Source organism: Enterococcus sp. AZ088 (genome assembly GCF_051714845.1).
GTDB lineage: Bacteria > Bacillota > Bacilli > Lactobacillales > Enterococcaceae > Enterococcus > Enterococcus faecalis.
Genome location: NZ_JBIOSQ010000001.1, coordinates 329011 through 350534, shown reverse-complemented (window position 1 = coordinate 350534; position 21524 = coordinate 329011). Strand labels below are relative to the sequence as shown.

Here is a 21524-nt window from a genome sequence, read left to right as displayed (position 1 = left end):
GTTTATCTAAGAATAATTCTTAATTCATGCCCTTTATTTTCTCATAGTTTGCTTATTCAAGCAATATTTTTTATTTTTTGGAACAAGAACTTAACACAATTGTAAAATAAAAGAGCGCTTTATCAAGGAACAATTGTTATTTTTGAGAAAGTGTTTGCAGAAATTCTTGATAATGTTTCTGTTCATTCGTTTCAGTGATAGTTATTTTCTCAAATGCACCATTTAGTAAATCAGTCAGTGATCCTTCAATCAAATGCGTAATCGTGGCATTCCCAATTAATTCCATCCAATAACTGCCATCAGACGTTTCGTGGACGACTGTTTTCACCATACCTCCAGCATTTTTGACGGTTATTTCTTCATAAAAAACACCATCTTTCAATAACGTATAAAGTAAACTACTTGCGCACATAGCTGTCCCACAAGCACTTGTAAAACCTACACCACGTTCATACGTTCGAACAAATAGTTGATTTTTGCCAAGAATTTCAACAAAACTCACATTTATCCCTTCTGGAAAATATGGATTTTCATTATTTACATAGGTAGCGATTCGTTCAAATTCTGGACCATTTAAGGTTTCGTGATCCACAAATGCTACAAGGTGCGGATTAGGCACTGCTACCGCTGTAAAGCGAATGGTTTTAGATAAGGCTGGTACGATTTCATCAATTAATGTTTGGACCCCTAAATGCATTGGGATAGTGACTGCTTCAAAACTTACTGGTGAAATTTCCACTTGGTAAGTCGCTACTTCTTCAGCTAAATTGGGGGCTTGACGTACTTTCAAATCTGCAAACATTGTTTCAACTGTAAATGATTTTTCTTGGTTTTTTTCAGATAAATAACGGGCAACCGTACGCAAGCCGTTCCCGCACATGCTTGCTTCACTACCATCGCTGTTAATCACTCGCATTCTAGCATTGGACGTGCCGTGAGTCCCTTCTCCTACCAAAAGTAACCCATCTGCTCCCGCCAATAATCCTGTTTCCCGCGAACATAACTGGATGCGCAATTGCTCAATTTCCTCAGCGGTTAAAGAACGCTCAAACTGTGTTTCATCCAATAAAAAGAAATCATTTTCTGACCCGTGTACTTTTTGCATCATAACATTCATTTTTTTAGCTCCTTCTTTATGTATCCGTTATCTTTCCCTACTTACTTTAGTATGCCATAAACGAATAACTATTTCGACCCTTGATTTGTAAAAGGAAAGAGTCAAATGACAGCCGTCATTTGACTCTTTCCTTCACAATTGGCAAACTTATTTTGCTGCTGCAAAAAGTTCGTTTACTTTATCCCAGTTAACAACGTTCCAGAATGCTTCAATGTAATCTGGACGAACGTTTTTATATTTTAAGTAATACGCATGTTCCCAAACGTCAAGCCCTAAAACAGGTGTTTGGCCATCCATTAATGGTGAATCTTGGTTTGGTGTTGAAGTGATTTCTAATTTACCGTTATTCACAACTAACCAAGCCCAACCTGAACCAAAGCGGCCAGTTGCAGCTGTTTTGAAAGCAGCTTTCATTTCATCAAAGCTACCAAATGTTTCATCGATTGCTTCTTTAATAGCGCCAGTTGGTTGTCCACCAGCATTAGGTGCCATAATTTCCCAGAAGAATGTATGGTTTGCGTGGCCGCCACCATTGTTACGAACGGCTGTGCGGATATCTTCAGGAATAGCATTCATATCTGAAATTAGGTCTTCTACAGATTTTTCGCCTAATTCTGGATGTTTTTCAATCGCTGCGTTTAAGTTAGTCACATAAGTGTTGTGGTGTTTATCATGGTGTAAGTGCATTGTTTCCACGTCAATGTAAGGTTCTAATGCATCATAAGCATATGGTAATTCTGGTAATGTGTAAGTCATTTTTTAAATCCCCCTATTTTTTAGTATGTAACATACGTCTTTCATACAACTATTATGATAACAGAGTGAACCGCTTTCTACAAAATAGTTTGCTTGCCAAAAGAAAAGTTTTACAAAAGAGGGAGATTACCTTGTGTTTCCCTCATAAATTCGCTAGAATGACCTGTAGAAGAATGATGTGAGGAGTAAATAAATGAATACATTGCAATTATTTAAGCAGGCCTTTTTTTCAGTTTCAGAATTACGGCATGCGAAAAAAATGGCGTTTTGGAAAGTAATTCTCTATGCTGTTTTTTTAAGCGCTATTTTAGCACTACCTATTACCAAACAAGTCTTTTCTGTGCTACAAGAGGTGCAACAAGATGGCCAAAAAATTGCAGAAAAGTTGCCTGACTTTTCTATTGAAAATGGCACGTTGCAAACAAAGGCCAAAGAATCTGGCTTTATTTATCAAACCGACTCGATTATTTTTACGTTTGATCCAGATGGAAAACGTACAGCCGCTGATGTCCAAAAGGATTTAATTGGTAATGCGTTTGGTTTGGCTTTTTTACAAGATGAATTTGTAGTCGCCTTACCAAATTCAGGCGCAACTGAATCAATTCTAGGCACCGACCAATTTATCTTCCCCTATAGTAAAGGAACCTTAGATGGCGTTAACGCTCAGAGTATCAAGACTGCGCTAAGTGAGGCAGCGATCCCCTGGTGGACAAAACTCATTGTCTTTTTAGTGGCTATCTACCCTGTTCTAATCGGTTTAGTTTTAGACTTACTGATTGCCGCTATCGGTGCATCTCTCTATTCAAAATTACGTTTTTATTCTTTACGTTTGATTGATTGTTTAAAAATTATTACGTATTGTGCTACCGTGCCAGTCATCTTAAGTGCTATTTTAAACTTCGTAAATCCGATGTTTAACGATGGCATCCTAGTTATTTTACTGAGTCTATTCTTTTTCTTTGTCACAACCAAAAACGAACCGCGGAATATCCCTGGTTCTTAAAAAAAGAGCCTGGGACAAAAATCACTTTGGATTTTTGTTCCAGGCTCAAAACCTGATAAACGGCGGGAACAGAACCAACTCCTTCGGAAATAAGCCGAAATTCTCCAAAAATTAAAAAGCAATTTTCGGAAATTCCTTCTTATTTCTCGGAGCTAAACGGTTCCGTCCCGACCTCTTTCCTATTCTTCAAATTCTTCTTCATCTGTTAATTCAGGTAAGTCAATCGTAGTCACCGCAGATTGGCCAATTTGCGTTAAATATGCAGCTAATTCATCCACATTTTCCACAGGTGAGACGGCTGCTTCAATTGCCATTGCTAAATTAAGTCCAGCGACTACTCGCAATTGCGGATAAGTGCCCATGGCCATCATAGCCACATTACAAGGTGTTCCTCCTTTTAAATCAGCTAATACAAGCGTCGGGACATCGCCAGCTTCTTTTAAGATTGCTGCCAGTTTTGCTTGCGTGCCGCTCAAGCCATCTTCTGCGGTCATTGACACAATCGCAGCATCTGCTAATTCCCCGACAATCATTTGAGTAGAAGCTAAGGTTTCTTCTGCCATCCGTCCATGGCTCATTAAAATTAATTTTGGTTTCATCATATCCTCCTAAAAATACTGCTGATAAATTTTTGTTCGTGCTTTCAGAAAACCACGTTCTTCACGAGTGGGATGAATCCGATTCGTCAACAAAATTAGGGCTTCTTTGGTCTCTTTTTTCATACCAATCGCCGTTCCAGTAAAGCCAGTATGATACAAATAGTCTGCCCCGGCTTGCGTCTTTTTCACTTCCCAACCAAATGTACGTCCCCCTTGGTTCATAGACCAGAGAGTATCGAACATTTTTTCAGAAAATAATGGTTTGCCAGACGGGTAGCGATTGTTCATAAAACACTGAACAAAAGTGAGTAAATCTGGTAAAGTTGCAAATAAACCTGCACTGCCGATTGGCGCTTTTAGTTGATAGGCTTTCGAATCGTGGACCATTCCCTGAATAACGCCGCGTTGTTTTGTAATCTCTGTGGGCACTGCCTGGGCAAAATCGCTGACCGTAAAACTTGTATGCTGTAGGTTCATTGGTTGAAATACGTATGTTTGAAAACTCTCTTCTAATGAGCAGCGATCCAATACTTGAATAATTTCTCCCAATAAGTAATACCCTAAATCAGAATAAATGGTTTTTCCTCGTTCAGATAACGAATGCGTCAAAATGATTTCTTGCAAGCTTTTTTTTGTGACATTTTTCTTATCGGCAACATCAGCTGGCAGTCCGCTCTGATGCAGTAGAAGCTCCCCAATCGAACAAGATAGTCCTTGATAATCAGGTAGGATTTCCCCCACAGTGGTTGAAAAAGCAAGCTGATTTGTATCGATTAATTGTAACATTCGATTTGTTGTCCCAATAACTTTCGTTAAGGACGCTAAATCATACAGGCTAGCTGATGAAATCTTTTGTCTTGCAAATGGACCAGTATTACCTAAAAAGCCCGTATACTGTTCTGATAAGCTATCTTCTGTGATCGTCCCCCAAGCGACACCCGGAACGACTTGCTGATTAATCAGTCTCTGAATTGTTTCTTGAATTGCGATTTGATTCATTGTTCACCACTTCTATGCTAAAACTTCTGAAATCCGTCCGTCATGTTCTGCTAATAGTTGTTTGGCTTTTTGAAAATCAACGTGGGCTTTCGCCATTACAATGGCTGGTGCCACTTCTAGCTGCGCTGCCTCCAAGTATTCTTTGGCTTGCGATTCCTCGATTTCTGCTGCTTCTTTAATGATATTCGTGGCACGTTGAATTAATTTTTCGTTCGTTGGTTGTACGTTGACCATCAAATTTTGATAGATATTCCCTACTTTAACCATAATCCCTGTTGAAAACATATTTAACACCATTTTCTGTGCTGAACCCGCTTTCATTCTAGTTGACCCTGTAATGACTTCCGGTCCGACAATTGGCGCAATCCCAATTTCCGCCAATTGATTCATCGGACTTTGATTATTACAGGTCACGGAGATGGTTAGAGCGCCCACTTTTTTTCCGTATTCAATTGCGGAAACAGCATATGGTGTCCGACCGCTAGCAGCAATCGCAATTACAACATCTCGGGCGGTCAATTGATGTTGCGTTAAATCTTCGATAGCTAATTCTTTCGAGTCTTCAGCGCCTTCAATTGCTTGATACATTGCTTTTTCACCACCAGATAAAATACCAAATGCGCGTTCTGGCGACACACTATATGTGGGCGTTAATTCAATCGCATCCAAAGCACCCAAACGTCCAGACGTTCCTGCACCACAATAGATTAAACGGCCCCCTTTTTTAAATCGTTCTGCCGCTGCATCAATTGCTGTAGCAATCTGCGGAAGCACCTTTTCAATTGCTTGCGCTACCTTTTGGTCTTCTTGATTTATTAAAGTCACCATTTCTAATGTTGACACTTGGTCAATCTTTTTAGTCGCTTCATTTCTGGCTTCTGTCGTTAATCCTTCTAAGTTCATTTGCTTGCACACCCCTACTTCTCTTTTAGACGGCTGACAAGTTGACTCGTTTCAATCATATTTCGTTCGATTTCTGTGTCTAAATCATCTTGAATTGAACCTAAATACAGAACATCGCCAATTGCCATTGACGAAGCAATCGATGAAATAGCCCCAACTCGAATGAGGTGCTCATTATTGGGGACTAAAAGAACTTCATCGCTCAATGATCGCACGTTTTCTCCATCGTTACTGGTAATAAAAATAACCGTTGCGCCTCTATTTTTGGCAATTTCACAGGCGATTAAGGCTTCTTTTGTCAAACCACTATAGGAGACCGTGATCAAAATGTCTTGTGCCGTTGCATAATTTAAAAACTCCAACATCATGTGACTATCATAATTAAAAATTGCTTGGCGACCAGCGCGGTTAAACTTGTGATAAAGATTATAAGTCGTTAAAGAAGAGGCACCAATTCCAACCAAATGAATTTTTTCCGCTTTTTTAACATGCGCGATTGCTCGTTCCAAGGCTTGTTTATCCACTGTATAAAATAAATCCTCAATCGTAGCATTTAATAAAGATTCTACTTTCATACAAATAGTATCCACCGAATCATCCGCCGCTACAATTGGATCAATATCTTTTTTACCGTTACTGGCAGCTTGTACCGCTGCAATGGATAGTTTTAACTCTTCCCAGCTGTCAAACCCTAATTGTTTAGAAAAACGGGTAACTGATGCTGGAGAAGTTTCGCTATTGCTAGCAATTTCGTTTGCTGTTAATGAGAGAAGACGGGTCGGATCCTTCAGTATATAGTCTGCGATTCTCTTATTTACTTTGGAAAAGTCCTTATATTTTTGTCTGATTGAACGGATTGGCTCCATCTTCTCATCTCCATTTCTATTTTATGAAAGTTAAAATTGCTTCGTTTGGTTCAGAAGGGATCATCTGTGCGGTAATAGTCACCCCATTATCTGTTAAACGACGAACGGTTTGAATATCTTCATCGGTTAATGCAACAGATTTTTTAATTGCTCGACTGCCTTCTTTTTGAGAAATATTGCCGACATTGAAGCTCTGTAACGGAACACCGCCATCAATTAAAGCCGCCATGTCTGCAATGTCTTTCGTAATTAAAAAGACTTTCTCTTCATCATAATTGCCTGCTAAAATTTTTTCAATCGCTTTACGTTTCGATAAAATGGATAATTTAACTCCTGCAGGCTTAGCCATTTTTAAGGCACCAATTTGTAATTGATCTTTGACAGCGGCATCATTTACTACCATGATTCTTTGTGCGCCAACCGTATTCGTCCAAACGGTTGCAACTTGTCCGTGAATTAAACGCTCATCTACTCTTGCATGTACAATTGTCATAATAAATCTCTCCTATTATATACTATTTTTTTAAAATAAACCGCCAACCCAAGCCAACATTGGTTGTAAATTACCTAAAACCATGCCAATTAAAATTAAAACAAAGATTAGCCGTGTTGAATTCATTTTCTTTTTCCCTAGTAACCAATAGGATAAAAGAACAATCCCTAAAGGAATTAATGCGGGTAAAATTTTATCCAACATTTCTTGAACAGATAATGTTACATCTCCCATTTTATAAGTTAAATCTAATTTGTAAGTAATTACCGAAGGAATCAAACCGCCGACCACCGTTAACCCTAAAATAGCTGCACCTTGCGTAAACAATTTCATTTTATCCGCAAATTCTGTCGCAATTTTTTTCCCTTGATGGTAACCAATCCAAGTGAATTTATAGCGAACCCATAGGACCACTGCTCCGGCAATTAACGGGATCAGTAACCCAACAACCTGGCCCCCTTGCGCCATGTAAGCTGCAATCGAAAAAACAATCGCACGATAAATCGCGATAAAAATGGTATCACCAACACCAGCAAACGGACCCATTAGACCTGTTTTCAAGCCAGTAATGGCCGTTTCATCTTCAATGCCGACTTCTTCTTCCAAAGCCATATCAGCTCCGACAATTAAGTGCGACATGGCTGGCGTTGTATTCATAAAGCCAAGATGTGTCTTCAAGGCTTTCTTCATAGCTACTGGATCTTCACTGTATAGTCGCTTTAATGCAGGCATCATCACCCAAGCGTAACCAAGTCCTTGCATTTTTTCATAGTTCCAGCCCCACTGATAGCCAAAAAGATTACGGACGTAAACTTTATTAATATCCTTTTTTGTTAATTTGTTAGTCATCAATCTCAACCTCCTCATCATCTTCGTAAATAACCGTGCCACTTGTTGTAGCTGCGCCGCCTTTGTTATGATTCATCACATAAATCGCTGCTAAAGCCAAGCCAACCAGTGCGACACCTAAAACTGAGAAGAATTGGGCCCCATAAGCAAGTAACACGAACCCAATAATAAAATAGGGCCAGTATGTTTTAATTGGTAAGTAACGCATTAAAATAGCAATCCCCATCGCTGGTAAAATAGCGCCTGCTGCTTTTAGCCCATTCATCACCCAAATAGGAATCCAATTGTTGATAGCGTTTACAACTTGTTCACCAAAAGCTAGGCCAATAAAAACTGGGATGACACGAGAAATCGTCCAAGGAAAAATTCCTAAAACATTGCAGCGCTCGACCCCTTTATAATTGCCTTCTTCCGCATAGCGATCTGCTTTGTGTTGGAAAAACGTATTAGCCATTCTGCCTAAAATATCTAGTTGTGTTAATAATAACCCAATCGGAACCGCAACTCCGATACCATACTCTGCCCCTTTCCCTGAAATGATTGCATAAGCCGTTCCCATAATGGCCCCCGAAAGAAAGTCTGGGACTGTTGCTCCTCCATAAGTCGCTACGCCTAATGTCATCAATTGAAGCGTTGCCCCAATCATCAAACCTGTTTGAACATCCCCTAAGACTAGGCCAGTAAACGTTGCAGCAAACAATGGTGTATATGGACCAATCTGAATAGAAATTTGGTCAAGTACACCAACAATTGTGTAAAGACATAAAATCAAAATAATACCAATCGATACTGTCATGCTTTCTCATCCTCCTTGAATGCGTTTTCTTTTTTGTATTTGTAGAATACCATTAAAGAAATGTCATTTCAAGTTCTTTTTAAAAATATTTTCAAATGAAATTACATTTCTTATATAATTTTTATGCTATACTAAAAGAAAACGGTTTAGGAGTGATTATGTGCGGGTTTTGCTGATTTATTTCATAACTATTTTTCTATCCAATACAGTTGGGGCGCTCTCTGGGATGGGTGGAGGCGTCATTATTAAGCCTGTTTTGGATTTTCTTGGGTTCCATTCGTTAAATAGTATTGCGTTCTATTCAAGTGTCGCTGTTTTTGTCATGTCCATTTCTTCGACTTATAAACAGTATCAAAATGGTGTCCAAATTGAATGGAAAAAAGCCGCGAGTATTTCGTTTGGTTCCTTAGTCGGCGGTATGTTAGGTGATTTACTTCTTAATCAGGCGATTGCACTAGCGCCAAATGAAGAAAAAGTACAACTAATCCAATATATCATCATGTTGGTGACCTTGGTTTTGGTTCTTCTCTACAATCAATTTTCCAACTGGCACTTACACCTCAACGGATTGAGCATTTTTCTGATTGTCGGATTAGGCTTAGGGATTCTATCAACCTTTTTAGGCATCGGTGGCGGTCCCATTAATGTAGCTTGCCTTATTCTCTTTTTTGGAATGGATATCAAATCAGCAACTGTCTATTCCATCATTACTATTTTTTTCTCCCAACTCGCCAAACTTGGCAATATCGGCTTGACCACAGGGTTTGCGGTTTTTGATTTAACAATGCTTTGGGCTATTATTCCTGCCGCTTTATTCGGTGGTTATGTCGGCGGTCTTTTCAGTAAAAAATTATCTCAACAACGGGTCGCCCAAATTTATAGTTTAGTTGTTTTTTTAGTTATTTTGTTAAATATGTATAATTTGTGGACTGTTATCTAAAAAAGAAGCGCTTTGTCTATATGACAAAGCGCTTCTTTTTTAATTAAATCACTGTTAATTTAACATCTATATTATTTCTTGTTGCTTTAGAATATGGGCAAATTTCGTGGGCTTTTTTAACAAGTTCTTCTGCTTTAGCTTGATCTACTCCATCAATGTGAACTTCTAATTCAGCACCAACGCTAAACCCATCTTCTCCTTGGAATAAGGATACACGTGCAGTTACTGTACTTTTACCTTCGACTTTTTCTTGATCCATCACTAATTCTAATGCACCGTTAAAGCAAGCACTGTAAGCCGCTGCGAATAATTGTTCTGGATTTGTTGTATTTTCTTTCTTGACACCTGGCGAAGCAACCGCATAAGAAAATGATTTATCCGGTGAGTGAACTTCTCCTGCACGTCCACCAGTATTAATGATAGTTGTTTCATAGATTTTTTTCATGTAAATTCCTCTCCTTTGTAAAGTTTTACACTTCTGAGAACTTGTTACTTACATAATTATTGTAGGAAACTTTGTCAGATACAGCAAACGTTGTGCTTGTGAATAATAAAAAATAACATTTAACGTTGTATTTTTGACGTAGAAAAAGAACCCATTCTATGATAGGATAAAGTGAACTTGTACATTTGTACACAAACTATTTTACAAAGGAGACTTTCCCTTGACACACTTACTTGATTATCAACCATTAAACCTCTACACAAACTATCAAGAAGCCGCAGAAAAAACACCAACTGTTCCAATTATTTTTGATGAATCTTTGCCTGCTTTTCCTGCACTTGGCTTAGAAACAACTTATGGTGAAAGCCATCAAGAAATTTTGAAACGGGCATATCAATTAGCCGCTTTAGGTGTAAAAAAAGGCGACAAAATTATTATTTATAAAAGTCCTAAATTCGACACGTATTTACTAGCTGTTGCAGCCTCATATCTAGCAGCCGTTCCTGTAATGGTTTCATACCATTTACCTTTTGAAACAATTGAAGTATTCGTTGATCGTTTAGAAGATCCTTATATTTTATTTGATGATGTGACTGCTGAAAAAGTTCAAGCTGTTCGTAATAGCTCTGCCAATAAAAAACTTTCGGTTGCTTCTCTTTTAGAAGCTGATGCCACGGAAGTTCCTCAAGACGAACTGACTAAAGACGAAATTGCCTACATGACCCACACCTCTGGAACAACAGGTATTCCTAAACTTATCTGTCATTCCAATCACTCTATGGGTTGGCGTACAAAATGGCAAAAAACCATTTTCACAAAAATTGCTGAAAAGAAATTAGTTGGCTTTCATATTTCGCCAGTTCATTCTCGTTTTAACATTGGCGTGTCTTCTTTAATGGCCATGGGCTTCCCTATGATGCCTTTAGCAAATGCTTCGAGCGAAAAAGTCGCTGAAATGTTCAGCACCTATCAACCAATCGCTGTAGAAACACACCCCAATAACTTCGTTCAATGGGTTCGTTTGGCCAAAGAAAAACCTGAAGCTTTCGCTAGTGTCCATTATTATCATTCTACTTTTGATGCAATTAACAACGCTACAATGGTGGCTTTCTTAAAAGCATCTGCTGCCAATGAACCAATTTTCCTACAAGTTTATGGACAAAGTGAATGCGGGCCAATGATCTTACGAGCGCATACTTTAGAATCTCTAAAAGATTCAGATGCTCGTGACATGGGCGTTGGTTTAGAGGATTTAACACAAGCTCGAATTACCGATGAAAAAGGACAAGTTTTACCTGCGATGACGGATGGCCATATCCAATTTTTATCAAAAGGACGGGCCTTAACGTATTATAAAGAAGATGCCCGCTTTGCAGAAAATGTCTACGGCGAATGGTGGGACAGCGGCGATTACGGAATGTTAGATGAACGCGGCCACTTATTCTTGAAAGATCGCCAAGTAGATCTAATTGAAAACATCGACAGTAATTTAGCTATTGAAGATCATTTATTGGATGCATTAGATTTCTTAGAAGAAGTGATTATTGTCCGTGGCAAAGAAAATGAACCTCAGCCAATTTTAGCGGTTGTCCCTGGGGAAGAAATGGATTGGGACGCTTGGTGGACACAAGTAGCCGATTTACCACATTTAAACGAACCTATCATTATGGCTTTTGATGAAATCCCTCACACAGCTACTATGAAAGTGCAACGTTTACAACTAGAAAAATGGTTAAAAGAACAATAAAATAAAATTCTTTGTTAAACAGTGTTGGTCAAAAGAACGTTTAGACCAGCGTTGGAGCAAGTGGAACAAAAAGCTAAAAAGTTAACTCGTTGTAGGTTATCTTAAGCTTTAAAAAGAGGGGCAGCCGTCGTTTTGACGGCTGCTCCTCTTTCTTTTGTCTACCGTTAATTAAATCCTTTTTGTGAAGAACTTGACATGGGATGGTTCCCACAAATTATACTTAGCTTATTCAAAGAATGGAGTGAGCAAGTATGAAAATTTTAATTAAACAAGATTTCGACACGATGAGCGAATGGGCAAAAATGTTACTTCTAAGCACGATGAGCCAAGATAAACGAGTGAATTTATCAATTACCGCTGGCAAAACGCCAACACTTGTTTACCAAAAATTAGCCTCGATTGTGAAAAATTCATCTGACTTTGATAATGTTCATTATTATAACTTTGATGAAATCCCCGTTCCTCATCAAAAGGAAGGCATTACTCTGACAGATTTGCGGACGCTGTATTTGACACCTGCGGAAATATCCGAGCAAAACATCCATCCATTAACTGTCGAAAACTTTCAACAACAAGAACAACGGATTGCTGACGCAGGCGGCTTAGATTTGATGTTAATTGGCTTAGGAGCAGATGGTCATTTTTGTGGGAACATGCCCACTACCACTCATTTTAAAAATGAAACCTACCAAGTGACCGTCACTGGTTCAGAGCCTTGGTTTGTTCCTGAAATGATGCAGCCAGGCATGACCTTTGTTACGATGGGGCCAGCCAGCATCATGAAAGTTAAGCACCTTGTCCTAATTGTAAATGGTGAACAAAAAGCTCAGATGGTCAAACAAGTGCTCCAAGGACCTGTCACAGAAACGTATCCTGCCTCTATTCTTCAACTCCATCCAAATTTAACGGTTCTCTTGGATGAAGCCGCAGCGAGTCAATTAGAAAAATAAAAAATTGCGCCTAGATTATGCTTCTCTGCATAGTCATAGGCGCAATTTTGTTATCATTACATGATTTTTTGATACTGACTGTATTTTAGCAAATTCGTCTGGGAAAGTGTAACACCAATACCAAGTCCCTGAGGCACGGTCATTGTCCCTTGCTCTAAAATAAAAGGTTCCGTGATGATATCTTCATAAAAATAGCGTTCCGTTGCTGAAATATCACCTGGAAAGGAAAAGGTAGGCTGTGACGCAAATTGCAAATTCAATGCGCGACCAACACCAGACTCAAACATACCACCTAACCAAACCAATAAATCATTTTCTTGGCAAAATGTGGCAATCTTCAACGCCTCGTGAATCCCACCTACACGAGGAATCTTCAAATTGATACTACGGCAACTGCCCAATGCTAACGCCACTTGGCAGTCTTTGAGACTACGAATATTTTCATCCAAACAAATTCTTGTCTTCAGTTCTCTTTGTAATTGTGCGTGATCTAAAAAATCATCTGCAGCAAAAGGCTGTTCAATCATCGCTAATTGATAGTGATCTAAACGTTGTAATTGAGACAAATCAGCCAATGTATACGCTGAATTGGCATCGACCATTAAAGGCAAGTTAGGAAAATGCTGACGAATCAAAGCAACGGGTTCCACATCATAACCGGGACGAATTTTCAGCTTCACTCGTTGATACCCTTTTTCTACAGCTAACTGAACTTGTTTAAGTAATTGAGGTAAGTCTTCTTGAATCCCTAAACTAATCCCTACAGGAATTTTCCTCCGCGTTGGTCCAAAAAATTCAGTTAAACTCTTCTGTTGCCGTTTGGCATATAAATCCCAGATGGCAGTTTCTAACGCAGCTTTTCCCATCCAATGCCCTTTAACTTCTTCAAAAATTGTTGAAACCTCTTGCGGCTGTTCAAGCGCTTCTGTTAAAAGTAACGGAATTAAATGCTGTTGGATGATGAAGCGTTCGGTTACCAACGTTTCTTGCACATAATCAGGCTGCTCAAAAGCCACTAATTCGCCAAACCCTTGATTTCCTTGCTCATCCGTTATTACAAATAGATCAAACGCTTTTTCTTCCAAGCGACCATAGCTCGTGACAAACGGCGTTTTTAAAGGCAAACGAACCTGATAGGTTTCAATTGATTGAATGTTCATTCAGACGGCTCCTTCCAATAACGCTGTCACCTTTTCATAGAAAATCGTTGGTTGTTCTAAATGGATACAATGTCCTGCTTCAGGAAAAATTGTCAGCCTCAACAACGGTTGACGTGCCTGCATTTTTTTCGCAATTCCAATAAATTTTTGATCTTCGCCGCCTACCAATAAATCGGTAGGAATCGGCTGCAATTCTGCTAGACGTTCCCAGTAACTCTCTTGCGCTCCTGTGCCCATATACCACAAACTACTAGCCAATCCAAAGGCCGATTGGCTCAAACGTTCCTGACGAATGGCCATTTGCTGTGCCACAGACAAGGCTTTTTGCGTTTGAAATAACGGTAATTCTTGCCAGAAATCAATAAAATCCACAAGCGGTTCCTCTAAGAGACGTTCCGCCAAACGATGATCTTGACAGATACGAGCCTGACGTTCTGCGGCGGTGGCCAAACCTGGCGATCCACTTTCCAATAAAAGATGCTGTACCTTTTGTGGATAATGTAATGCAAAACCTAAAGCTGTTCGAGCGCCCATTGAATAGCCTAATAAACAAAAGCAAGGCAAATTTAGCGATTCGGTTAGTTCAGCAAGATCATGGCAAACCTGTTTCATGGTATAACGCTCTGGTGCTACCAAACTAGCAGTCGCGCCATGCCCAGGTAAGTCAATTCCTAAAACGTTATAAGGTGTTTGACTGGGAAAAACGGCTGCAAACGTGGCTAACGTTCCTGTGAAACCGTGTAAACAGACTAGTGTCGTTCGCTTTGCATCAAAAGGTGTTAACCATTGATAATGGTACTGCATCCCCCGAATTAACCGTTCCATGAAATCCCCTGTCTTTCTACTCGTCTACCAATTTCAGCTAAAATTGATTCGTACAAATGAACATTCTCTTGGCGATTTCCTTTGACTTCGATCACTTGAAATTGTGGTTCTTCAGCCGCTGTTTGTAAAATTTGCTTGAGCTCCGCGATTGTTTTGACTTCTTGATACGAAGCACCGTAAAGTTCAGCAACTAACGAAAAATCTAAATCAAGCGGTGTTCCAAATAAAGGCTCGAAATCGTCCTCACGTAAAGTTCGTTGAGATAGAAAAGAGAAAATCCCGCCACCATTGTTATTTAATAAAACAATTGTTAACGGCAACTGATAACGTTTAGCCAAAAATAAACCATTCATATCATGATATAGCGCTAAATCACCAATCAGTAGAACGTTTTGCTGTGTCGGTGCTACGGCACTCATTCCTAAAGCAGTTGAAACAATCCCATCAATCCCGTTGATGCCGCGATTTCCAAACATCCGATAAGGGCGACTATCCATAAATCGATCTAAGTAGCGGATAGCCATACTATTAGATACAAATAACTGACCGTTCTCTTTCATTGTTTGGTGAACAGCTAAGCTGGCTGTTGTTTCATTTAATTCTGTCGCGTTCAGCGTTTCTAGAAGAACTTCAGAGACCGTTTTTTCTAGCAAGAGCCATTGTGCTAACCAAGTCGCTTCTGTTGATTTGACAACCGTTAGCAGTTGTTCTACAAACGTGGTTTCCTTTGCCTGAATAATTGTTTGTGATTTTTTCAATTGCTCTTGCCATTGCCCATTTTCGTCCACAAAATAAAAAGCAGTCTCTGTCGTTGCTAAGCGTTTCAACCATAACATGATGTTTTTAGAAATTGGCAGCGAACCAAAACGCACTACCACTTCTGGTTCTTGTGGCAAGGTCGCCACATTTAGAAACAGATCACTGTGTGCAATAACAACTTCACTATTTTGCCCATGTGTCACAATGTTTGCTAAAGGATCCGCTAGTAACGGCCATTTCAAAGCTTCGGCTAATTGAATAAATAACGCCGCTTCTTCCTCTGTATGACTGCCACCGACAACCAAGACGCCGTTTTTCTGGTACCATTGATCCGCTAACTGTTGCACTTGTTCTGTAGAAAGGATTGATTGGCCAGCGAATAAAGCCGTTTGTTGAGAACTCTTTGTTTTTCTCTCTAAGTCAGGTAATAATGGTTCCCGCAAAGGAAAATTCAAATGAACAGGTGCAGCAGGCGTTTGTTGCGCGAATGCTGCTCCTTTAGCGCCTTGCCAATAGGCGTAATTCAACATCTCTTCTGTTGCTTCTGGCAAAGCCATTTCAACAAATAATTTCACATGATTTTGATACATTTGTAATTGGTCCATGGCTTGAGGGGCGCCAACTTGGCGTAACTCATGCGGCCGATCCGTTGTTAAAACAACTAAGGGTACATGGCTAATATTGGCTTCGCAAATTGCTGGATAATAGTTTGCAGCTGCTGTTCCAGAGGTACAAAGTAAGACCACTGGTTTTTGACTCGCTTTACTTAATCCTAAAGCAAAAAAAGCAGCGGAACGTTCATCGACATCGACAAAAGTTTGGATTGCGGTTTCCCGATGAAGTAATAAAGCCAGTGGTGTGGAACGGGACCCTGGACTAATGACTGCTTGTTCAACCCCACTATTTTTTAAGCCTTCAATAAAGGCCATTAAATAATCGGTCATTGTTTCTTGATGATTCATTAAACCTGCCCTCCAATTCCTCGTAACATCGGTTGAAATTTTATTTTCGTTTCTTCTCTTTCTAGCTCTGCTTGGGAATCCGCAACAATACCACAACCTGCATAAAGAACGCCTTGCTGACCAGCAAAGACACCTGAACGCAAGGCCACAGCGAACTCGCCACTATCATCATTCCCTGAAATCCAACCGATTGGCGCACCATATAACCCACGACTCCCTGGCTCATATTGTCGAATCCATTCGACTGCCAACTCTTTGGGCTCACCGCCTAAAGCTGGCGTTGGGTGTAGTTGCATCACACTTTCCAAGAACGAAATTCCCGGCTTACGTTGACCCGAGATTGGCACATAAAGATGTTGTACATCTCGATTTTCCAAAATAATGGGTGCTTGAATACTGTTTTCAGAAGTCGTCATCTTCGCCAACTCTTTCGCTAAACGTTCCACCACAATTTGGTGTTCTCCGGTATTTTTGCGGTCTTGTAAAAGTTGTGCTCCTAAAGTTTTCGTTTCTTCTGGTGTTTGACCCGTTTTAATGGTTCCTGCAATACAAGCGGTCGCAAACGTTTCTTTAGTACCCAACAGAAGTCGTTCTGGTGTTGCACCAATGAAACTTGTGTCTTTGGCTTCTAAAGCAAACAAATACGTATTTTGTTGTTGTGCCATTAAATTAACGAGCACTTGGTTACTTCGAATTTTTTCAGGACTGCTCACAGCAAGTTGTCGAGCCAAAACCACTTTTTTTAAAGGGCCATCTTCTCTTAAGACTGCTACGGTTTCGTTGACAGCTTGTAGCCATTCAGTCACGGCAACTTCTTCCTTGTCAATCTTTGTTTCCGCTACAGCTGGCAACTCCTCACAGGTAGCTAACAAGCGATCAAACTGAGCCACCAAAGTCGACCAACGTTCCTCGACTTCTTGTTCACTAGAACCTGAAAAGTTCAGCGTTCCATAAATACGTGAACCTGAAAAAGTAAATAGAATACTTGGTAGATAAAACCAACCTTCCCCTAACTCTCCCCAGGCCTCAGTAGGCGTTTGTTCTGTATCAAAAGGCAAACCGCCAAACAGAAGAGCCCCCGTACCAGAAATAGACATATTTTGAAAACGAGTTGCCGCCTCTTTTTTTAAAAAGTTGTTCAATTGATGCGTTTCTGTTTCTGCGCCTTTTAAGATAGTTTCATATCCGAAGCCAACCAAAGCAAAATCTTTTTTCGGCGTTTGCCAAAAAAAACGTTCTCCTTGGTATGCCTTTTCACCAGCGGCAAAAATTGCCAAGGCTGTTTGTTCTGTTTCTAATGGAAAAACCCAACTGAACTGACGGGCATTCTTCTGATAGGCTTGTCGTAATTCATCAGGCAATTTCATCTGATTAAAAACGCCTCTCTTTCTTCTGTCATGAAACGATGTTTGGCAATCTTTCCACTCGCTGTTTGCGGGAAAGAATGACAAAAATAAATGCGTTTCGGTCGTTTATATTTTGCCAGTTTTCGTGAACACTGGTCTTGAATTTGCGCTAAGGTGATTTCTTGGTCACTAATCACATATGCAACTGGGACGGCTACCCATTGCGCATCTGGTTCTCCTACAACTGCCGCTGCTTTAATTCCTGTTATCGCCTGTAACACCTGTTCAACCTCAGTGGGGTAAATATTTTCACCACCAGAGATAATGAGTTCACTTAAACGACTAACCAAATACAGGTAACCTTGTGCATCTAAATAGCCCATGTCGCCTGTTTTAAACCAACCATCTGCTGTCCATTTTTCAGGTTGACGATGGTTAAGGTAACCTGAAACAACGTTTGGTCCCTTAAGTAAAATTTCCCCGACTTGCTTTTCTGGCTGTTCTTGTCCTAGTTCATCAACAATTTTGATCTGCATATCTTTTAACGGTTGCCCAGCAGAGCCGATTTTCAGCGCCGCATCTTCAAATTTCAAGGCAACAACTTGCGAACACGTTTCCGTCATCCCGTAAGATTGAATGACTGGAATCCCTTTTTCCTCACACTGCGCTAATTTATCCGGTGCAATCGGTCCGCCGCCCAATAACATTCCTTTAAAGCTGACGCTGTAGCCAGCTTCAGGATAGACAGACAATAATTGTTGTAACATTGTCGCAACCACTGAAATGACGGTTCCACGGCCTTCTTGTAAATCTTGTGTCACTTGCTGTTCATCAAATTTATCGTAAAGGCGAATACTACAACCTAAGACGAGTTGTCGAACAACAATCGACAATCCGCTAATGTGAAATAATGGGACTGCACACAACCAACAATCTTCAGCAGTAATCCCCATATTTTCTTGAGTGCCTCTAGCACTGGCCAAATGATTTTTAAACCGTTGCAAGACCCCTTTAGGCTGTCCTGTAGTTCCAGATGTATACATAATAGAAGCCACCGACTCTAAGTCACTTGGCTGTTGAAACTCCTGATGTGAAAGACTATGCTGTTTTTTAACCATTGGCTGAACGTCGACAAAAGAAATCTCCTCTAACAAAGCCTGCGTTTCAGGCGCACCAATAATCGTTTTAACTTGCGCATCTTTTAACTGAAAAGTCAGTTCAGCAAGTGTCAAATGCGTATTTAAAAATAATAACTCTTTCCCCAATTCCCATAAGGCTAGAATTGAAAAATACAACTCTTTGCTGTTCTTACTGAATAAAGCCACACGTTTTTCTTCTGGTGCAAGCACCTGTTGATATGTGGCTACCCAATGGCTGACTTCTTGTTGCACTTCTAAAAACGTCCAAGATTCATCCTGAAAATAAAAAGCAGGATGATCGGGACGTTTTTGTACTTGTTTATTTAACCAAGTCATTGGTTTATGGGAATTTAGGGAATTGATCGAAATCTGGTGTCCGTTTTTCTTTAAATGCATCTCGGCCTTCTTGTGCTTCAGCCATTGTATAGTAAAGAAGTGTCGCATCACCAGCTAATTGTTGCACACCAGCCAAGCCATCTGTATCGGCATTTAAAGAGGCTTTAATCATCCGTAAAGCAATCGGGCTTTTGGTTAACATTTCTTCTGCCCACTCCATTGTCACATCTTCTACTTGATCCAATGGAACAACTGTATTAATCCAGCCCATATCTAAAGCTTCTTGGGCAGAATATTGTTTACACATAAACCAAACTTCTTTTGCTTTTTTATGGCCGATAACACGCGCTAAGTAACCTGAGCCGTATCCACCATCAAAGCTACCGACATTTGGTCCTGTTTGCCCAAACTTAGCATTTTCCGCCGCAATTGTTAAATCACAAACTAATTGTAAAACATTGCCGCCGCCAATGGACCAGCCTTTCACCATTGCGATGACTGGTTTGGGAATGACACGGATTAACCGTTGTAAATCTAACACATTTAAACGTGGAATATTGTCTTCGCCAACATAACCACCATTACCTCGAACTTTTTGATCGCCACCAGAACAGAATGCTTGGTCACCTGCGCCTGTTAAAATAATAACCCCGACATCTTCTTTATCACGACTAATGTTGAATGCATCAATCATTTCCATGACTGTTTTTGGTGTGAATGCGTTGTGAACATGCGGGCGGTTGATAGTAATTTTTGCTACTTTGCCTGCTTGCTCAAATAAAATTTCATCATATTCTTTAATTGTTGTCCAGTTTCTCATTAGGAAACCTCCTTCATTAATCTCATCTTTTCTATTATACACAAGAATCGGCACTTTAGAGAAAAAGTCGCTTGAATTTTAAGAAAAAACATGGCTATTTCAAATTTTCTTCATTCCTGTATAATAAATAAAAAACCTTTTATTCTCTCTTTTATTAGAAAGGACTGATTACTATTCATCTTTTAGAGTATTTAGGTATCACGATTCAACACGTTTCTGCTGAGAAATGTCAGCTTACTTTAGCGGTAAAAGACGTGCATAAACAACCCTATGGCCTTGTCCACGGGGGCTTAAACGGCGTCTTAATTGAAACTGCCTGTAGTTTAGGTGCGAACGAAAACGTTCCTGAAAACACTTTTGCTGTCGGCATAGACTTACAAGTAAATCATCTTCGTAGTGTCCATGATGGTAGCCTTACCGTGATTGCGACGCCCGATCACTCGGGAAAGACCCTTCAAGTTTGGGAAGCAAAAATATATAACGCAGACCACCAATTGACGAGCGTGGGGCGTTGTACCTTAACAAATCGACAAAAAAAACAGTAATCTTTACAGGTTACTGTTTTTTTGTTTATGGTTTTTAATAAGTAATTAGATTACTTCGTTTATTTAATTTTAGTACCAACCATTTGCTAACCAGAATGATTTAGCTGCATCCCATGAACCATAGCGACCTGCTACGTACTGATCTGCCACGCGTTCTTGGTTGGCAGGTGAATAGTCACCATTTAAATAAGAGGCAGATAATTGGTAACGACCGATATACTGACCGTTTGTTGCATCGTAAGAACCACTAGATTCACGTTGTGCGATCCACTCTTTTGCATCACTGCTTGCGGCAGGTGCTGCTGGTTGCGCTACTTCTTGAGCAACAGGTTGTTGTACTTCTTGTTGTACTGGTTGTGCAACAGGTTGTTCAACTACTTGTTGAACTGGTGCAACTTCTACAGCTGGTGCTGGAGTATTAGCAACTTCTTTTTCTGAACGAATAACTAATTGTTCTCCTTCAAAAATTAAATCAAGGTTTGGCAATTTGTTATCAGAAGCAATTTTTTGAATTAAGCTATTGTCTCCTGCAAATTGATGAGAAATTGTTGATAAAGTATCTCCTGCTTTAACTGTATATAAGCTTTCTGCGTTTGCGTCTGTTCCTAAGAATAATCCTAAACCTGCGGCCAAAGTTGTTCCAAGTAAAATCGTTTTGATTGATTTCATGTATGTTTCTCCTTTGTAATTAAAAATATTTGATTGTTGCTCTTAACACTCGGCAACAACCACGTCTGCTTCGCTTTATCGAAACGACTTCACATACTTTATCATCGAATGGCCGGCCGTAGGTGAATATCTCGTGACAATTTATTACTAGAATGTCGGTTTTGTTACATTTTGTAATAAAAAGCTGTTGGAAGCTTGATATTATCCTGTTTATATTTTGCAAAAAAAAGTTAAAAAAACAGGATTTTATTTTTGAGAAACCGTTTTCTAACCCTTGATTAGCCATTAAATGTCGGTTTTTTTACATTCGTTTCAGTCAAAAAGTAACAAAATGTTAAAGATACTAGACATGAGAATGTTTTTTTCAAAAACTCACGCCTAAAAAGAACAGGTGTTTTCTTTGAATTTTTTTATCATTCACTATTTTTATTTTTCCTTCTATTATATAGATAAATTTTTTGTCGTATTCATTTTTCGATTCTGAAAAAACACTAAGCACT

At 39.6% G+C, this 21524-nt stretch carries 22 protein-coding genes; 5 read left to right on the top strand and 17 right to left on the bottom strand.

What is annotated here, in order from left to right:
- Positions 1-136: 136 nt before the first annotated feature.
- A complete protein-coding gene (gene dapF / locus IGL17_RS01765) occupies positions 137-1117 on the bottom strand; it encodes a diaminopimelate epimerase (RefSeq protein WP_010777383.1) in 981 nt (326 codons plus the stop codon).
- 147 nt (positions 1118-1264) lie between these two features.
- Positions 1265-1873 (bottom strand): superoxide dismutase, encoded by a 609-nt coding sequence (locus IGL17_RS01760; protein ID WP_002361201.1) that lies wholly within the window; start codon positions 1871-1873, stop codon positions 1265-1267.
- A gap of 193 nt (positions 1874-2066) precedes the next feature.
- Between IGL17_RS01760 and IGL17_RS01755 the strand changes: the two genes are divergently transcribed.
- Positions 2067-2876: a DUF1189 domain-containing protein gene (locus tag IGL17_RS01755; protein ID WP_002355344.1), complete on the top strand. Its 810-nt coding sequence runs from the start codon at positions 2067-2069 to the stop codon at positions 2874-2876.
- A 179-nt stretch (positions 2877-3055) separates the two neighbouring features.
- Here IGL17_RS01755 and IGL17_RS01750 read toward each other — a convergent pair whose 3' ends face one another.
- From IGL17_RS01750 to IGL17_RS01720, 7 genes are read right to left on the bottom strand one after another with little or no spacing between them, the layout of a single operon-like run.
- Entirely contained in the window at positions 3056-3475 is a 420-nt protein-coding gene (locus tag IGL17_RS01750) for a PTS sugar transporter subunit IIA (RefSeq protein ID WP_010708253.1), read from the bottom strand.
- A gap of 9 nt (positions 3476-3484) precedes the next feature.
- Positions 3485-4474 (bottom strand): serine hydrolase domain-containing protein, encoded by a 990-nt coding sequence (locus tag IGL17_RS01745; RefSeq protein WP_016618134.1) that lies wholly within the window; start codon positions 4472-4474, stop codon positions 3485-3487.
- 12 nt (positions 4475-4486) lie between these two features.
- A complete protein-coding gene (gene murQ / locus IGL17_RS01740) occupies positions 4487-5377 on the bottom strand; it encodes an N-acetylmuramic acid 6-phosphate etherase (protein ID WP_016618133.1) in 891 nt (296 codons plus the stop codon).
- Positions 5378-5391: 14 nt separating this feature from the next.
- Positions 5392-6243 (bottom strand): MurR/RpiR family transcriptional regulator, encoded by an 852-nt coding sequence (locus IGL17_RS01735; protein ID WP_002355339.1) that lies wholly within the window; start codon positions 6241-6243, stop codon positions 5392-5394.
- A 16-nt stretch (positions 6244-6259) separates the two neighbouring features.
- Positions 6260-6736: a PTS system mannose/fructose/N-acetylgalactosamine-transporter subunit IIB gene (locus IGL17_RS01730; protein WP_002355337.1), complete on the bottom strand. Its 477-nt coding sequence runs from the start codon at positions 6734-6736 to the stop codon at positions 6260-6262.
- A gap of 30 nt (positions 6737-6766) precedes the next feature.
- Positions 6767-7585: a PTS system mannose/fructose/sorbose family transporter subunit IID gene (locus IGL17_RS01725; protein WP_002355336.1), complete on the bottom strand. Its 819-nt coding sequence runs from the start codon at positions 7583-7585 to the stop codon at positions 6767-6769.
- On the bottom strand, positions 7578-8381 hold the full coding sequence (locus IGL17_RS01720; protein WP_002373226.1) for a PTS mannose/fructose/sorbose/N-acetylgalactosamine transporter subunit IIC: 804 nt from the start codon (positions 8379-8381) through the stop codon (positions 7578-7580). Before IGL17_RS01720 ends, IGL17_RS01725 begins: the two co-directional genes overlap by 8 nt.
- Before the next feature lie 169 nt (positions 8382-8550).
- On the opposite strand from IGL17_RS01720, the gene IGL17_RS01715 reads away from it, so the two are divergent.
- Positions 8551-9321 carry a sulfite exporter TauE/SafE family protein gene (locus IGL17_RS01715; protein WP_189656411.1) on the top strand — a complete coding sequence of 257 codons (771 nt, stop codon included), beginning with the start codon at positions 8551-8553 and terminating at the stop codon, positions 9319-9321.
- Between the two features lie 43 nt (positions 9322-9364).
- On the opposite strand, the gene IGL17_RS01710 is transcribed toward IGL17_RS01715, so the two are convergent.
- On the bottom strand, positions 9365-9766 hold the full coding sequence (locus IGL17_RS01710) for an organic hydroperoxide resistance protein (protein WP_002355332.1): 402 nt from the start codon (positions 9764-9766) through the stop codon (positions 9365-9367).
- A gap of 220 nt (positions 9767-9986) precedes the next feature.
- Here IGL17_RS01710 and IGL17_RS01705 point away from each other — a divergent pair, with 220 nt between their 5' ends.
- Positions 9987-11513: an AMP-binding protein gene (locus IGL17_RS01705; RefSeq protein WP_002361196.1), complete on the top strand. Its 1527-nt coding sequence runs from the start codon at positions 9987-9989 to the stop codon at positions 11511-11513.
- Positions 11514-11764: 251 nt separating this feature from the next.
- Entirely contained in the window at positions 11765-12463 is a 699-nt protein-coding gene (locus tag IGL17_RS01700) for a glucosamine-6-phosphate deaminase (protein WP_002375854.1), read from the top strand.
- A gap of 56 nt (positions 12464-12519) precedes the next feature.
- Here IGL17_RS01700 and menC read toward each other — a convergent pair whose 3' ends face one another.
- From menC to menB, 6 genes are read right to left on the bottom strand one after another with little or no spacing between them, the layout of a single operon-like run.
- Positions 12520-13623 (bottom strand): o-succinylbenzoate synthase, encoded by a 1104-nt coding sequence (gene menC, locus IGL17_RS01695; protein WP_016618130.1) that lies wholly within the window; start codon positions 13621-13623, stop codon positions 12520-12522.
- The gene (gene menH / locus IGL17_RS01690; RefSeq protein WP_016618129.1) at positions 13624-14448 is read right to left on the bottom strand and encodes a 2-succinyl-6-hydroxy-2,4-cyclohexadiene-1-carboxylate synthase; all 825 of its coding nucleotides are present in this window, start codon (positions 14446-14448) and stop codon (positions 13624-13626) included.
- Entirely contained in the window at positions 14436-16169 is a 1734-nt protein-coding gene (menD, locus tag IGL17_RS01685; RefSeq protein WP_016618128.1) for a 2-succinyl-5-enolpyruvyl-6-hydroxy-3-cyclohexene-1-carboxylic-acid synthase, read from the bottom strand. Before menD ends, menH begins: the two co-directional genes overlap by 13 nt.
- On the bottom strand, positions 16169-17536 hold the full coding sequence (locus IGL17_RS01680; RefSeq protein WP_002364946.1) for an isochorismate synthase: 1368 nt from the start codon (positions 17534-17536) through the stop codon (positions 16169-16171). The genes menD and IGL17_RS01680 overlap by 1 nt, the downstream gene beginning before the upstream one ends.
- Positions 17533-18990 (bottom strand): o-succinylbenzoate--CoA ligase, encoded by a 1458-nt coding sequence (locus tag IGL17_RS01675; protein ID WP_438839730.1) that lies wholly within the window; start codon positions 18988-18990, stop codon positions 17533-17535. Before IGL17_RS01675 ends, IGL17_RS01680 begins: the two co-directional genes overlap by 4 nt.
- 4 nt (positions 18991-18994) lie before the next feature.
- Complete coding sequence (gene menB / locus IGL17_RS01670) at positions 18995-19864, bottom strand: 1,4-dihydroxy-2-naphthoyl-CoA synthase (RefSeq protein WP_002391106.1); 870 nt, start codon at positions 19862-19864, stop codon at positions 18995-18997.
- Between the two features lie 110 nt (positions 19865-19974).
- On the opposite strand from menB, the gene IGL17_RS01665 reads away from it, so the two are divergent.
- Complete coding sequence (locus IGL17_RS01665; RefSeq protein WP_002361187.1) at positions 19975-20355, top strand: PaaI family thioesterase; 381 nt, start codon at positions 19975-19977, stop codon at positions 20353-20355.
- Between the two features lie 69 nt (positions 20356-20424).
- Here IGL17_RS01665 and IGL17_RS01660 read toward each other — a convergent pair whose 3' ends face one another.
- On the bottom strand, positions 20425-21024 hold the full coding sequence (locus tag IGL17_RS01660; RefSeq protein WP_002355317.1) for a LysM peptidoglycan-binding domain-containing protein: 600 nt from the start codon (positions 21022-21024) through the stop codon (positions 20425-20427).
- Positions 21025-21524: the final 500 nt, after the last annotated feature.